Source organism: Rhodococcus parequi (assembly GCF_046042785.1).
GTDB classification, from domain to species: domain Bacteria; phylum Actinomycetota; class Actinomycetes; order Mycobacteriales; family Mycobacteriaceae; genus Prescottella; species Prescottella parequi.
Genome location: NZ_JBDLNV010000007.1, coordinates 303,541 through 318,184 on the forward strand (window position 1 = coordinate 303,541; position 14,644 = coordinate 318,184).

General features: G+C 70.5%; 16 protein-coding genes. 6 read left to right on the forward strand and 10 right to left on the reverse strand.

All coding sequences use genetic code 11. The features are described from left to right. Positions 1-56 precede the first annotated feature (56 nt). The 6 genes from recA to ABEU20_RS20560 all read right to left on the reverse strand — a co-directional run bounded on the left by recA (position 57) and on the right by ABEU20_RS20560 (position 6,016). Positions 57-1,097 (reverse strand): recombinase RecA, encoded by a 1,041-nt coding sequence (gene recA / locus ABEU20_RS20535; RefSeq protein WP_420166210.1) that lies wholly within the window; start codon positions 1,095-1,097, stop codon positions 57-59. Between the two features lie 196 nt (positions 1,098-1,293). Then, entirely contained in the window at positions 1,294-1,488 is a 195-nt protein-coding gene (locus ABEU20_RS20540; RefSeq protein ID WP_420166211.1) for a DUF3046 domain-containing protein, read from the reverse strand. A 41-nt stretch (positions 1,489-1,529) separates the two neighbouring features. Beyond that, complete coding sequence (locus ABEU20_RS20545; RefSeq protein ID WP_420166212.1) at positions 1,530-2,678, reverse strand: glycosyltransferase; 1,149 nt, start codon at positions 2,676-2,678, stop codon at positions 1,530-1,532. Positions 2,679-2,714: 36 nt separating this feature from the next. Beyond that, the gene (locus ABEU20_RS20550; RefSeq protein ID WP_420166213.1) at positions 2,715-3,698 is read right to left on the reverse strand and encodes an LLM class F420-dependent oxidoreductase; all 984 of its coding nucleotides are present in this window, start codon (positions 3,696-3,698) and stop codon (positions 2,715-2,717) included. 185 nt (positions 3,699-3,883) lie between these two features. Then, positions 3,884-5,395, reverse strand: coding sequence for a glycerol-3-phosphate dehydrogenase/oxidase (locus ABEU20_RS20555; protein ID WP_420166214.1), 1,512 nt, complete (start codon positions 5,393-5,395; stop codon positions 3,884-3,886). Positions 5,396-5,428: 33 nt separating this feature from the next. After that, the gene (locus ABEU20_RS20560; protein WP_420166215.1) at positions 5,429-6,016 is read right to left on the reverse strand and encodes a TetR/AcrR family transcriptional regulator; all 588 of its coding nucleotides are present in this window, start codon (positions 6,014-6,016) and stop codon (positions 5,429-5,431) included. A gap of 20 nt (positions 6,017-6,036) precedes the next feature. Between ABEU20_RS20560 and ABEU20_RS20565 the strand changes: the two genes are divergently transcribed. Beyond that, positions 6,037-7,665 carry an FAD-binding oxidoreductase gene (locus tag ABEU20_RS20565; protein ID WP_420166216.1) on the forward strand — a complete coding sequence of 543 codons (1,629 nt, stop codon included), beginning with the start codon at positions 6,037-6,039 and terminating at the stop codon, positions 7,663-7,665. Continuing rightward, complete coding sequence (locus ABEU20_RS20570; protein ID WP_420166217.1) at positions 7,662-8,552, forward strand: diacylglycerol kinase; 891 nt, start codon at positions 7,662-7,664, stop codon at positions 8,550-8,552. Before ABEU20_RS20565 ends, ABEU20_RS20570 begins: the two co-directional genes overlap by 4 nt. Positions 8,553-8,555: 3 nt before the next feature. On the opposite strand, the gene ABEU20_RS20575 is transcribed toward ABEU20_RS20570, so the two are convergent. After that, entirely contained in the window at positions 8,556-9,269 is a 714-nt protein-coding gene (locus ABEU20_RS20575) for a PIG-L deacetylase family protein (protein ID WP_420166218.1), read from the reverse strand. A gap of 4 nt (positions 9,270-9,273) precedes the next feature. Next, a complete protein-coding gene (locus ABEU20_RS20580) occupies positions 9,274-10,491 on the reverse strand; it encodes an MFS transporter (protein ID WP_420166219.1) in 1,218 nt (405 codons plus the stop codon). 86 nt (positions 10,492-10,577) lie between these two features. On the opposite strand from ABEU20_RS20580, the gene ABEU20_RS20585 reads away from it, so the two are divergent. Next, positions 10,578-11,459: a LysR family transcriptional regulator gene (locus ABEU20_RS20585; protein WP_420166220.1), complete on the forward strand. Its 882-nt coding sequence runs from the start codon at positions 10,578-10,580 to the stop codon at positions 11,457-11,459. Here ABEU20_RS20585 and ABEU20_RS20590 read toward each other — a convergent pair. Next, complete coding sequence (locus ABEU20_RS20590) at positions 11,456-11,632, reverse strand: hypothetical protein (protein ID WP_420166221.1); 177 nt, start codon at positions 11,630-11,632, stop codon at positions 11,456-11,458. The two genes, ABEU20_RS20585 and ABEU20_RS20590, sit on opposite strands and share 4 nt — an antisense overlap. A gap of 233 nt (positions 11,633-11,865) precedes the next feature. Between ABEU20_RS20590 and ABEU20_RS20595 the strand changes: the two genes are divergently transcribed. The 3 genes from ABEU20_RS20595 to ABEU20_RS20605 are packed head-to-tail and all read left to right on the forward strand — an operon-like array spanning position 11,866 to position 13,783. After that, entirely contained in the window at positions 11,866-12,477 is a 612-nt protein-coding gene (locus tag ABEU20_RS20595; RefSeq protein ID WP_005513735.1) for a biotin transporter BioY, read from the forward strand. A gap of 15 nt (positions 12,478-12,492) precedes the next feature. Further along, positions 12,493-13,173, forward strand: a complete 681-nt coding sequence (locus ABEU20_RS20600) for an energy-coupling factor ABC transporter ATP-binding protein (RefSeq protein ID WP_420166222.1) — start codon at positions 12,493-12,495, stop codon at positions 13,171-13,173. Between the two features lie 4 nt (positions 13,174-13,177). Beyond that, a complete protein-coding gene (locus ABEU20_RS20605) occupies positions 13,178-13,783 on the forward strand; it encodes an energy-coupling factor transporter transmembrane component T family protein (RefSeq protein ID WP_420166223.1) in 606 nt (201 codons plus the stop codon). 12 nt (positions 13,784-13,795) lie between these two features. On the opposite strand, the gene pspM is transcribed toward ABEU20_RS20605, so the two are convergent. Beyond that, the gene (gene pspM, locus ABEU20_RS20610) at positions 13,796-14,566 is read right to left on the reverse strand and encodes a phage shock envelope stress response protein PspM (protein WP_420166283.1); all 771 of its coding nucleotides are present in this window, start codon (positions 14,564-14,566) and stop codon (positions 13,796-13,798) included. Positions 14,567-14,644 lie beyond the last annotated feature (78 nt).

The window sequence follows — 14,644 nt, forward strand, 5'->3', positions numbered from 1 at the left end:
TTCGAGCCTCGGCCCGGTCGCTGGAACCGCCCGGGCCGGGGCCGATCGTCACGGGCCTAGAAGTCGGCCGACTCGTCGGTCTCGTCGGCGGTCAGAACCGCACCGATGCCGAGCTTTTCCTTGATCTTCTTCTCGATCTCGTCGCGGATGTCGACGTTCTCGAGCAGGAACTTACGGGCGTTCTCCTTGCCCTGACCCAGCTGATCGCCCTCGTACGTGTACCAGGAGCCCGACTTGCGGATGAACCCGTGCTCGACACCCATGTCGATCAGCGAGCCCTCCTTGCTGATGCCCTGGCCGTAGAGGATGTCGAACTCGGCCTGCTTGAACGGCGGCGACACCTTGTTCTTGACGACCTTGACGCGAGTGCGGTTACCGACCGCGTCCGTGCCGTCCTTGAGGGTCTCGATGCGACGGACGTCGAGGCGGACCGAGGAGTAGAACTTGAGCGCCTTGCCACCGGTCGTGGTCTCGGGCGAGCCGAACATCACGCCGATCTTCTCGCGCAGCTGGTTGATGAAGATCGCGGTGGTGCCCGAGTTGTTGAGCGCACCGGTCATCTTGCGCAGCGCCTGGCTCATGAGTCGGGCCTGCAGACCGACGTGACTGTCGCCCATCTCGCCCTCGATCTCGGCCCGCGGCACGAGCGCGGCGACCGAGTCGATCACGATGATGTCGAGAGCGCCGGAACGGATCAGCATGTCCGCGATCTCGAGAGCCTGCTCACCGGTGTCGGGCTGCGAGACCAGTAGCGCATCGGTGTCGACGCCCAGCTTGCGGGCGTACTCGGGATCGAGCGCGTGCTCGGCGTCGATGAACGCCGCAACGCCGCCCGCGGCCTGCGCGTTCGCCACCGCGTGAAGCGCAACCGTCGTCTTACCCGAGGACTCCGGGCCGTAGATCTCGACGACGCGACCGCGGGGCAGACCGCCGATGCCGAGCGCGACGTCCAGCGCGATAGAACCGGTGGGGATCACGGCAATGGGCTGACGGGCCTCTTCACCCAGACGCATCACCGAACCCTTGCCGAAGCTCTTGTCGATCTGAGCCAGCGCCAGTTCGAGTGCCTTGTCGCGGTCGTGTGCCTGTGGTGCCATCGTGGTCCCCTTTTCGAAGTCTCGTCCAGCGATCTGAGGTCAGGTTAGAGCCCGGTACCGACAACTTCGCCGGCGCGAACGATCCGCGCCGTCTCGGTCAGCCGCAACTCGCGGACGACATCGGATACCTCCAGCATAGGCGAACACGTGTTCGAGTCAATCACCGGAGTTGGTCTGTTCGCGGGGCGGCGCCGCACTATCGACGCTGCGGTGGGACGTCGAATTCGTCGCACAGCGCGCGCCACACGGCCTTGGGGTCGTACCCGGCTTCGATGGCATCGGCGGCGGTCTTCCCGCCCAGGCTGAGGATCACGTGGTCGACCAGCAGGGAGTCGCCACGGACCTGCCCGAACTCTTCCCGGACGAGATCATGGAATTCGGTCAGTCGCACACGTGCCACCGTAGTCGAAACCGGGCGATCGCTTCCGCCGGTCACCCGAGGGCTGAGCGGCACACCTCGACGGGGTCGGCGACGTCGGCGATGCCGGCGGCGGCTCGTCGGGCGGCCGCGGCGAAGGTGGGGTCGTCGAGCACGCGTCGTACGCCGTCGCGGAGTGCGTCGACCGTCAGCGGCCGGATCAGGACCCCACTGCCCTGCCGGGCGACGCGATTGGCCACCTCCCACTGGTCGCCGCCACCGGGCACGGTCACGAGGGGGACCCCGGCCAACAGTCCCTTCGCGAGCACACCGTGTCCGGCGCCGCACACCAGTGCGGACGCGTTCCGCAGCATCTCGTCCTGGCGCCCGTAGCCGGCGCGCACCCAGTGGGGCAGGTCGACGTCGGGCTTCTCGAACACGGTGACGAGCATGCGTACTCCGAGACCGTCCAGCGCGCGGACCGCGGTATCGAGCATGCCGCCGGCACCGGTGGACGCCGTGGACGGGGCGAGCACGATCAGCGGACCGTCTCCAGGCGGCGGCTCGAGGACGTTGTCGGCGGGCTCCCACACGAGCGGACCGACGACGTGCGCATTCGCCGGCCAGTCGGGTCGGGGCACCTCGAGCGCGGGCAGGGTCGCGATCATGCGCGCGGCCGGACCGGGGTCGTCGAACGGGAGGCCGACGCTGACCCGCGCCTCACCGCGCTGGACCCTCCCCTTCCGGATCGCCGGCGCCGTCATCGCCCGGAACACCGCATCGCGGACCCGGCCACGCATCCCCGTCCCGGGGGCGAGTCCGGAACCGATGGGCGGCAATCCCTTCGACGGCAGGTACAGCGGATGCGGCGACAGTTCCACCCACGGCACGCCCAGACGTTCGGCCGCCATGCCGCCTCCGACGGTGATGACGTCGGAGACCACCAGATCCGGGGCGACGGCCTCGAGGTCGGGCAGCAGCGCGGTGGAGACATGCGCGGCCCGGCCGTGGATCTTCGACCCCGAATCGGTGTCGTCGTCGAACTCACGGGGTGCGAGACCACCGAGCTTGCGGGCCTCGATCCCGCTGTCGCGGGCGACGTCGAGCCAGCGCCCGTCCGAGAAGAACACCGGATCGTCGCCCGCGGCAAGGAGTTTCCGACACAACGCCAGAGCCGGGACGGCATGTCCGGCCTCGGGACCGGCGACGACTGCTACACGCATCCGGACAGCGTGCCACACCCGCCGCCCGGTGCACGGTCAGCCGCGCACGAGCGGCCCGAGGGTGCGTCCGGCCAGTTCGACGATCCCCGGCTGGTGCCCGTTGGCGACGAGATTGACGATGACGCCGTCGATCCCGGTGTCGAGCACGCGTGTCTTGATCTGCTCGGCGACCTCGTCGGGGCTGCCGACGAACTGACGGTCGGTCGCCACCGCGCGTTCGGCGACGGACAGTGCAGACAGGTCGACGCCCCGAGACAGCAGGAACTCACGCTGCATCGCGCGGGCCTTGTCGCCGTCCTCGTCGATCATCACGAACGCCAGGAAACTCGTCTCGAGCGTCGAACGGTCCCGGCCGGCCTCCTCGCAGCGCTGCGCGAGCGCGTCGAGCTTGCGTGGCAGTTCGACGGCGTTGGCGATGACGTTGAGGTGGTCGGCGTACCGCGCGGCGAGCCCGAAGGTCTTCTTCTCGCCGCCACCGCCGAGCATGATCGGGAGGTCGTCCCGGATCCGGGGCTCGTTGATCGCGTTCTCGGCGCGGTACCACTTGCCTTCGAACGTGGGCCGCTCGCCGTGCAGCATCGGGGCGATGATCTGCAGTGCCTCGTCGAGTCGCTCGAACCGGTCGGTGAACGTGCCGAACTCGAATCCGAGCTGTTGATGCTCGAGCTCGAACCACCCCGCCCCGATACCCAGGACGGCGCGGCCGCCGCTGACGACGTCGAGCGTCGACACCGTCTTCGCCAGCATCGCCGGGTTCCGGTAGGTGTTGCCGGTGACGAGGGCGGACAGCTGGATCGAGTCGGTGGCCGTGGCGATTCCGGCGAGCGAGGTGTACGCCTCGAGCATCGGCTCGTCGGGCTCCCCGATGCCCGGCAGCTGGTAGAAGTGGTCCATCACGAAGACCGCGTCGAACCCGGCCGCTTCCGCCTCGCGAGCTTGGGCGATGACAGTTGGAAACAGGTCGCGCACGGGAGTCGAGTAGCTGAAATTCGGAATCTGGTAGCCCAGTCGAATACTCATGTGGATCGACGCTACGCCGATTCGCCGAATCGGCACTTCGAATCCCTTATCAGCCAGCCGAATTCCGGCCTACCGTGTCGCGAATGCCGTTATCGTCGCGTCATGCGTGAGCGGCCGCTCGTTTGCGGGTCGACGACGTGCTCGGCTGGGCCGAGGACGTCCGCAGCCGCCGGTGAGGCGAACGCTCAGCGGCCGCTGAGCGCCCGCTCCGCCGCCGGCAGTGCCCGCTCCCGGTCGGCTCCGACGAGACCGATCCGGGTGCGCCGGTCGAGGAGGTCGTCGACGTCGAGCGCGCCCTCGTGACTGACCGCGAACGCGAGTTCCGCGTGGGTGACGTCGAGGCCGTCGGCGATCGGTGTGAGCTCACCGCAGTCCGCGACGGCCCCGGCCTCGCTGCCGTAGCGCGCGACGAGCGACGACGGCAGATTCCGCGGCACCGTCCGGTCCGCCCCGACCGCGGGCAGCGCCGTCGTCACGCACGCGCGGGCGGTCAGCCCGCCGGCCGCGATCGCGGCGTCGACCGCATCCTGCGCCATCTTGCGGTAGGTGGTGAGCTTGCCGCCCACCACGCTGACGACGCCGTTCGACGACCGCAGCACCGCGTGGTTGCGCGACAGGTCGGCCGTCTCCCCCTCACCGGTGTCGAGCAGGGGCCGCAGGCCCGCGAACGTGCCGAGGACGTCGGATCGGGTGAGCGGGGTCGCGAGCGCGGTGTTGACGGTGCCGAGCAGGAAGTCGATCTCGCCGTCCGAGGCGACCGGGACGTCGGGGATGGCGCCGTCGACGGCTTCGTCGGTGAGCCCCAGGTAGACGCGCCCCAACTGGGCGGGCAGCGCGAACACGAAGCGGTTGGTCTCCCCCGGGATCGGCACCGTGAGCGCCGCGGTCGGATTGCCCAACAGTTCCGCGGGCAGCACCAGGTGGGTGCCGCGGCTGGGCTTGAGGCGGATGTCGGGGTCGACCTGCCCGGCCCACACCCCGGCCGCGTTCACGACGGCGCGGGCACGGATCGTCAACTCCTCCCCGGTCAGCTCGTCGCGCAGCCGAGCCGAGTCGCCCGTCACGTCGTACGCACCGACGCGCGTGAGGACCGTGGCGCCGTGCGCCGCGGCCGTTCGGGCGAGCGCGACGACGAGTCGGGCGTCGTCCACGAGCTGCCCGTCGTAGGCGAGCAGGCCGCCGCGCAGTCCGTCGCGACGCACCGCCGGAGCGAGCTGCGCGGCTCGGTCGGCGGCGATCCGGCGGGACCGCGGCAGCACCGCCGACGGCGTCCGGGCCGTGGCGCGCAGCGCGTCGCCGGCCAGGAATCCGACACGGACGAGCGATTGCTCGAACAGGCTCACCGACGGCAGCAGCGGCACCAACTGCGGCAGCGCGCGCACCAGGTGGGGGGCGGTCCGGGTCATGAGGATCCCGCGTTCGACGGCGCTCTCCCGGGCGATCCCGACGTTGCCGGACGCCAGGTAGCGCAGCCCGCCGTGCGCGAGCTTGGAACTCCAGCGGCTGGTGCCGAACGCGAGGTCCTGCTTGTCCACCAGGACCACACGCAAGCCGCGCGACGCCGCATCCAGCGCCGTGCCGACGCCGGTGATGCCGGCACCGATCACGAGGACGTCGACATCGCCGCCGTCGCCCAGATCGGCGAGGTCACGCCGACGCCGGTCGGCACTGAGCGCGGACTTCGCGTTGTCCTGCACGGATTCCTCCTGATTGTGATGCTGGATGCCGCGTCAGCGCGGCGCGAGATAGTTGTCGACCGCGAGCTGCAGTTCGGCGGTGAGGGCGTCCGCGGGCAGCACCTCGGCCACCATGCCCGCCGACTGCACGGCCGACTGCGCGATCAGCAGCACCATGGTCGCGATGTGCACGGGATCGCCCGCACGGATCGACCCGTCGATCTGACCGGCAGCGACCGCCTGCGACACCCGTTCGACGATCGCACGCTGACTCGCGCCGAGCCGATCGACGATGTAGGTCATCAGCAGGTCCGGGTCCGAGCGCAGGATCTTCACGAACAGCGGATGCTCGCTCATCCCGGTCGCGACGTCGACCACGGCGGACACGAGCTGGATCCGGGCTGGCTCGTCGCCGTCCATGTCGGGGATGACGACCCGGATCTCGCGGGTCAGCAGATCCGCGACGACGGCGCGGGTGTCGGGCCAGCGCCGGTAGACGGTGGGTCGGCTCACGCCTGCGCGGCGCGCCACCTCGGCGAGCGTCGTGCGCCGAAGGCCGAAGTCGAGCACACACGAGCGCGCCGCATCCAGAATCTGGTCGTCGACGCTGAGAGCGTCCGAAAGGTCGTTACAGATAGACATCGTGTGTAACACTGTAACGCATGTCCGACGCCTTCGTCCCCGAGTTCCCCACCACTCCCGCCCCCGACATGGAGTGGGACGCCTGGGGTGTCGCAGAATTCCGCCGCCACCTCTCGCCGCAGGTCATCGCGCTCCTCCAGCAGGCGCTCGGTGTGCCGGCCGAGCAGGCCCCACCGCCGGAGGAGGCCGACGCGATCGTGCGCGACAGCGCACTCGGCGCCCCTCTCGTCCACGCCCTCGAGGATCTCCTCGGCGTCGACAACGTCCGCACCGACGGACCCACCCGTCTGCGGCACGCCGGTGGCAAGAGCACCCCGGACCTGTTGCGCCGCAAGTCCACCGGCGCGCAGGACGCGCCCGACGCGGTGCTGCTGCCCGGCACGCACGACGAGGTGCTCGCACTGCTGCGCTTCTGTGCGGCCGAGGGCATCGCCGTGGTGCCGTTCGGTGGCGGCACCAGCGTCGTCGGGGGCGTGGATCCGGTCCGTGGGCGCTTCGGGTCCGTCGTCGCACTCGACCTGCGCCGCCTCGATGCCCTCGTCGATCTCGATCCCGTCTCCGGGGTGGCCACCTTGCAGGCCGGCGTGACGGGCCCGCAGGCCGAGCAGCTGCTCGGCGAGCACGGCTTCTCGCTCGGCCACTTCCCGCAGAGCTTCCAGTTCGCGACCATCGGCGGGTTTGCCGCCACCCGATCGTCGGGGCAGGCGTCCGCCGGCTACGGCCGCTTCGACGACATGGTCGAGTGGATGCGGGTCGCGACACCGTCGGGAACCGTCGACCTGGGCCGCGGGCCCGCCTCCGCGGCCGGCCCCGACCTGCGCGAGCTGTTCGTCGGCTCGGAGGGCACGCTCGGCATCATCACCGAGGTGGGCCTGCGAGTGCATCCGGTCCCGGAACGCACCGCCTACCAGGCGTGGTCGTTCCCCGACTTCGAGACCGGCGCGGCCGCGCTGCGGGCCGTCGCGCAGTCGGGTTCCGCGCCGACCGTGATGCGCCTGTCCGACGAGGCCGAGACCGGGATCAATCTGGCCCTGTCCGGCGACGTCGGCGGCGACAGCCCGACGTCGGGCTGCCTCGCGATCACGACGTTCGAAGGAACCGACGCGCACGTCGACGCCCGCTACGCCGAGGCCACGGCACTGCTGGCCGCCGCCGGCGGAACCGCCCTCGGGGAGGCGCCGGCACAGGCGTGGGAGCACGGCCGCTTCAACGCCCCGTACCTGCGCGACGCACTGCTCAATGCCGGGGCGATCGCCGAGACCCTCGAAACCGCCACGCGCTGGTCCAATCTCACGAACCTGCGTTCGGCGGTCACGACCGCCCTGACGGAATCACTTGCCGCGCAGGGCACCCCGGGAATCGTGATGTGCCATATCTCGCACACCTACCCGACCGGCGCATCCCTGTACTTCACGGTGGTCTGTGGCCAGGCCGCCGATCCGCTGACTCAGTGGGCCGCTGCGAAGCGCGCGGCGGGCGACGCGATCGTCGCCGCCGGCGGCACCATCACCCACCACCACGCCGTCGGCGTCGACCACCGTCCGTGGATGGGCAGCGAGGTCGGCGAGCTCGGCGGCCGGATCCTCCGGGCGGTCAAGGATGCAATCGACCCCGCGGGAATCCTCAACCCTGGCAAGCTGATCCCATGACGCGATCGGTCACCGTCCTGACCAACCCCGCCGCCGGTAGCGGCCACGCCCCGTGGGCGTCCGCGGCGGCGGTCACGCGACTACGCGAGCGCGGTGTCACCGTCACCGAGATCGAGGGCAGCTCCGTGGAGGAGGCCCTCGGACTGGCGCGCAAGGCCGTCGCCGAGGGCACCGACGCGCTCGTCGCGGCCGGCGGCGACGGGCTGGTCAACATCGCGTGGCAGGCGCTGGCGCAGACCGGAACCCCGCTCGGGATCATCCCCGGCGGCACCGGCAACGACCATGCCCGGCTCTTCCACATCCCGGTCGACGATCCGGTGAAGGCCGCGGACATCATCGCGTCCGGCGAGGTCGCCGCCGTCGACCTCGCCCGGGCCGGCGAACGCTGGTTCGGCACCGTGCTGTCGAGCGGGTTCGACGCGCTCGTCACCGACCGCGCCAATCAGATGCGGTGGCCCAAGGGCCCGATGCGGTACAACCTCGCGATGATCGTCGAACTGGCGCAGCTGAAGCCGATCCCGTACCGGATCGTCCTCGACGACCGCACGATCGAACTCGACGCGACGATGGTGTCCGTCGGGAACGGGACGTCGTACGGCGGCGGCATGCTCATCACCCCGCACGCGAAGCTCGACGACGGACTGCTCGACGTCACGGTCGTCAAGTCGGGTGGGCGGTTCAGGCTGGTCCGCCTGTTCCCGACGGTCTACAAGGGCACCCACGTCGACCTCGACGAGGTCGAGACGTACCGCACCCGGAAGCTGCGACTCGAAACCGGCACCCCTGTCACCTCGTACGCCGACGGCGAGTTCGTCGGCCGCCTGCCGATCGACATCGAGGCAGTGCCGGGTGCCGGACGGGTGATCGCCGGAGCGCCGCTGAACTAGGCGTCAGCCCCCGAAGACGTACAACTCGAATCCGACCGCGCGCTCGGCGTCGAAGCCCGCCTTGGCTCCCGTGGCCATCTCGATCTGCCGGGCCGCCTGCTCCAGGACGGGCTCGCCGCTGAGCGCCGCGAGGTACGCGCGGTGCTCGCACAGCGACCGCACCGCCTGCTCGACGTTGGCGGTGACGTCCACCGCATGGGTGATCCCGACCATCGCGTTGACGGCGGCCCAGCGCGCACCCGTCCACGGCGGTTCCACGAGCTCCGGGAAGATCCACTCGTTGGCAGCGTCGGCGACGGCGTCGAGCACCGCGAGGCCGACGGCTCGGTGGTCGGCGCTGTTGAGGAAGCCGGGACCCCACGTCTCGCGGAAGTTCGCCGTGACGACCATCTCGGGCCGATGCCGCCGGATCACCCGCGCGAGGTCCATGCGCAGCTGCGGGCCGTACTCGATCCTGCCGTCGGGATAGCCGAGGAACTCGACCTCGGTCACGCCCACCACCGCGGCCGACGCTCGCTCCTCGTCCTCGCGCAGCGGCCCGCACTGCTGCGGGTTCAGGCCCGCGATCCCGGCCTCACCGCTCGTCACCAGGACGTACCGGATGTCCTTGCCCTGGTCGGTCCACCGCGCCACCGCCGCCGCGGCGCCGTACTCGATGTCGTCGGGGTGGGCGACGATCACCAACCCACGCTGCCAGTCCTCGGGAATCGGCTCCATGAGGTCAGCATGCCCCGGCCGGGGCGCTCGTGCGCGCCGAAATCCGCAGATCGACCCACCACACCATCAGGACCGCGACGGACAGCCCGACGCCCGCCCAGCACACGCCGGCCCAGCCGTGGGTGGCCCACAGCAGCGAGCCGAGTGCCGATCCGGCCGCGCCGCCGACGAAGTATCCGGTCATGTACACCGCCGTGACGCGGGAACGCGCCTGCGGCGCAAGGGCGTAGATGACGCCCTGATTGCTCACGTGCACGCACTTGAGGGCGACATCGGAGATCAGCACGGCAAGCACGAACGCGATCAGGCTGCTCGCGCCGAGCCCGAACAGCGCCCACGACGCGACCAGCACCGCCGCACCGACGCCCGCCGTGGCCTGCGCGAAGCCGCGGTCGGCGAGCCGCCCGGCGACGTTCGCCATGACCGCACCCGCCACGCCGGCGAGTCCGACGAAGCCGATCGCGACGTCGTCGAGGCCGAACGGTTCGGCGGCGAGCACGAAGGCCATCGCGGCAAAGACCGTGCTCGCGGCGGCGAAGCTGAGCGCGCTCATCGCGGTGGCGGTACGCAGCCGCGGATGCTGCCGCAGCAAGGTACCCATCGACGCGAGGATCGCGCCGTACCCCAGCCCGTGGTCGTCGCGGGACGTCGGCAACGCGCGCCACAGCGCGACGGCGATCAGGATCATCGCGACCGCGCTGACTCGGTACACCGTCTGCCAACCGCCGAGCGGGGTGAGCAGGCCTGCGACGCTGCGGGCCAACAGAATTCCGACCATGAGGCCGCTCATGACGGTGCCGACCGCGGTCGCGGCACGGCCGGGTTCGGCGAGCGCCGCCGCGAACGGCACCAGCACCTGCGCCGCCACCGAGAACAGCCCCGCCACCGCGGTCCCGACCATCAGCCACCCGATCGACGGCGCGAACCCGCACACCGCCTGGCCGACGGCGGCAAGGACCATCAACCCGACACTGAGAGACCGGCGGTCGATCAGGTCGCCCAGGGGAACGAGGAAGAGAAGGCCGAGGCCGTAGAACACCTGCGACAGCGTGACCGTCACGGCGGCGGTCGACTGCTCGACGCCGAGAGCGCTCGCGATCGAATCGAGCAGGGGTTGGTTGAAGTAGTTGCCACCGACGCACAGGCCGCACGCGACGGCCATGACGAGCAGCAGCGCCGGCGACAGTGCGGGGCGGGTGGTTCGAGTTTCGGTGACGCTCACCGGAACAATTCTTTACCCCGGGTAATCATCTGTCTAACATCTGAATCAGATCGAATCGATCGTTCGGAAAGATTGGTGGGGGTCGGATGGAATTGCGACAACTGCGCTACGCGATCGCGGTGGCGGAGGAACGCCACTTCACCCGCGCCTCGTCCCGCCTGCACGTGGCCCAGTCGGCTCTCAGCCATCAGGTGCAGCAACTCGAGGCCGAACTCGGCACCAGGCTGTTCACGCGCACGAGCCGACGAGTGGAACTGACCGACGCCGGCGAGGCATTCGTCCTGCGGGCGCGCGAGGTGCTCGCCGCCACCGAACGGTTACGCGGCGACGTCGCCGCAACCGCGGAGGCGGTGACCGGCACCCTGCGGATCGGCACCATCACGACGCTCACCCAGATCGACCTGGCCGCACACCTCCGCGCCTTCCTCGACGCTCATCCCGGGGTCGAGGTCCACGTCGTGTCGTCGATGAGCGAATCGATCGTCGCGCAGGTCGAGGCCGGTGAACTCGACCTCGGGTTCATCGGCCTGTGGCACACCCGGCCGCGCGCCGGCCTCACCGCCCGCGTGCTCGGCACCGAACAACTGGTCGCCGTCGTCGCACGCGATCACCCCTGGGCGGCGCGCACCACCGTCACCCTCCTCGACCTGGCGGGCGTGCCGACCGTCGACTTCCCGGGGGGCACCGGAGCCCGGCGGCAGAGCGACGATGCGTTCGCCATGGCCGGTCTCCCGCGCCGCGTCGTCGCCCAGGCCGGGTCGGCAACGCTCGTCGCCGCCCTCACCGAGGCCGGCGTCGGCGTCGGCTTCCTCCCCGAGTCCGACGCGGTCGCCCGACCGGGTCTCCACACACTCCGCATCGCCGACGCTCCGATCCGGACGGTGCACATGATCAGCAAACCGACCCTCGTGACGCCGCCGGGCCGCGCGTTCGCCGACCTGGTCGAACAGCACCTCGCCGGCGGCTAGAGCCGGGAGTTGTCGGAACGCTCGGACGACCCCGCCATCGCCTTGAACAACATGTAGAGCCCGAAGACGATCGCGCTCACCACGAGGATCCCGAACAGCCCCTTGACCAGGGCTCCGATCAGCGCGAACGCGATCCACACCACTGCCACGGCGCCGACGATCTTCCAGAACACGATGTGCCTCCCGCTTGGTTCCTCACGGGCGATCCTCCGACCGCCGCACCTAGATGCTGTCACGGTGCACGTCGGAAAGCAGCAGCTCAACGCCAAGATCGGGGAAAGATGGGGGAAGACCCTGAGACCACCGAGCGGGAGGGAATGCGTCTCGACGCCCCCCTTGACATAAGCTCGCCGGGTTGGACTCGATCCGTCCCGTTCGCGCACACCACGAGGAGCACTAGGTAGCCGTGTCGTCGACTTCCACCACGGGCACTCCCCGGAACACCGCTCGCGATCTCGCGCAGATCGCCGTCTTCGCCGCGCTGATCATCGCTCTGGGCCTGCCCGGAACGATCAACGTCGGCGGTTCGGCCGTGCCGATCACGCTGCAGACCCTCGGAGTCATGCTCGCCGGCGCACTGCTCGGCCCCCGCAAGGGCACCTTGGCCGTGCTCACCGTGATCGTCCTCGGCCTGGCCCTGCCCGTGCTCGCCGGCGGCCGCACGTCGCTCGTGTCGCTGTCGAGCCCCACCGCGGGCTTCCTCATCGGGTGGCTGCCCGCGGCCGCCGTGATCGGCTGGCTGAGTTACCGGATGCTGCCCAGGTACAACGTCTTCGGCGGCGTCGCGATCAACCTCCTCGGCGGCATCGTGGTCCTCTACGCGTTCGGTATCCCCGGCATGCTTCTGAAGACGGATCTGACGGTGTCGGCCGCCTTCGCCGCCAATCTGACGTACCTGCCCGGTGACGTGATCAAGGCGGTCGTCGCCGCAGTCGTGGCCGCACAGGTCCACCGCGCGTACCCGGCCCTCGCCGCCCGGAGCCTGCCCACGGCCCCGGTACGAGTCGACGCCGTATAGGGCCGTACCTGCGTCATGAGTGAGATCCGGTTCGAGGCTGTCCACCACTCCTACGGTGAGCGCACGGTTCTCGCCGGTATCGACCTCACCCTCACCGAGCGCCGGATCGGTGTCGTCGGCGCGAACGGCAGCGGCAAGTCGACGTTGGCCAGGATGATCAACGGGCTCGTGACACCGACGTCCGGGACGGTGTCGGTGGACGGTCTCGACGCCGCCCGGAAGGGCCGTCAGGTGCGCAAGAAGGTCGGGTTCGTGTTCACCGACCCCGACCACCAGATCGTCATGCCGACCGTGTCGGAGGACATCGCGTTCTCGCTGCGCCGCAGTGCGCTGAGCAAGGCCGAGCGCACCGACCGGGTCACGCAGGTCCTCACCGACTTCGGGCTCGACGGCCACGCGGACCATCCCACGCACTTGCTCTCCGGCGGCCAGAAGCAGCTGCTGGCCCTCGCCGCGGTGATGGTGACCGAACCCGACGTGCTGGTCGCCGACGAGCCGACGACCCTGCTGGACCTGCGCAATGCACGGCTGATGCGATCGACCCTCGCGGCGTTGCCGCAGCAACTCGTCGTCGTCACGCACCATCTCGATCTCCTCGACGACTTCGACCGGGTGATCGTGATCGACGGCGGCCGGGTCGCCGCCGACGGCGCACCCGCGGAGGCGATCGCCCACTATCGCGGGCTGATCGGCTGATCGGATGACCACGCTCGGCCTGTACACCCCCGGATCGTCGCTCCTGCACCGACTGTCGCCTGGCGTCAAGCTGGTCGCGATGGTGCTGGCGATCACCGCCGTCACGGTTCTCGTGCGGCAGCCGTGGCAACTGGTGCCCGCCATCGCCGTCGTCGCGGCGCTCTACGCCGTCGCGCGCATCCGTGTGCGGGTGGCGCTGGCTCAACTCCGCCCGCTGCTGTGGGCGCTGATCTTCATCGGCGCCTTCCAGGTGATCTTCACCGGCTGGGCGCGCGCGACCGTGGTGTGCGGCACCATCGTGCTCGCCGTGGCACTGGCCGCACTGGTCACGCTCACGACCCGGGTGACCGACATGCTCGACACCGTCAGCCGAGCCCTGCGCCCGCTGCGCCGTGTCGGGGTGAATCCGGAGCGTGCCGGGCTGGTCCTCGCGATGACGCTGCGCTGTATTCCGCTGCTCACCGGAATCGTGCAGCAGGTCTCCGACGCCCGGAAGGCACGCGGACTCGGATTCTCGCTACGCGCGCTGGCCGTTCCCGCCGTCGTGTCGGCGCTGATGACCGCTGAGGCGATGGGCGATGCGCTCGCCGCGCGCGGCGTCGACGACTGACCCAGCCGAGCGTCAGCGCCGGAAGCGGCGCTCGATCTCGTCGACCTCGCCGAGTGCGTCGGCCCAGCCCTCGAGTCGATCCGACGCGGACAGCAGTTCCTCACGCTGCTGGTCGAGCAGCGAGTACGAGGACGACTGCACGGGCGCCGTCATCCGCGCGGCCGCGGTGACGAGCCCCTCGTATTGGGCGACGCCGACGTCGAGTTGCTGCTCGGCGCTGCGGACCGCCCGGTCGAGATGCGGGGCGGCCGCGGCGGTGCCCCGCCCCGCCTCCTCCATCGCGACGACGTCGGACGCGACCGCGCGCAACGCCGCGGACGCCGCTCTCGCGGTCTCGCCTGTGTGATCGAGCTCGTCGACGTCCACGACCGCCGAGCGGCCCAGTACGCCGAGGATCTGGTTCAGGCTGGTCTCGGCCGCTGTCAGACGCTCCATCGGCGCCCGCGCGGCGGAAGCCGGGGGCGGCAGCGGTTGGCGGGTGACCGAGGCCGGGGGCAGGGGTGTGGCGGTCAGGCGGCGGTACGTTCCCACCGCGACCACCGCGGGAATCACGAACAGCGCCGACACTCCCCCGGTGGCGACAACGGTCCAGTCCGGCGCCGACGCCACTGCGAGCGAGGCCGTGCCGACGGCACCGGCGCCCGACGCGATACCGAATCGGGTGGCGCGTTTGCGGGCCCGACGCCGCTTGCGCAGCATCCGTTCGCGCGGATCCGACCACCGCCGGACCTTGTCGGCGACGTTGCCGCCCACCTCCCGCAGCACGCTCTGGGCGCTCACCACAGCCGACGCCGCGCTGTCGGCAAGCGTCGAAGCATCTCCGGATACAGAGCCGGCCGGCCGGGATCGTCTCCCGGACCG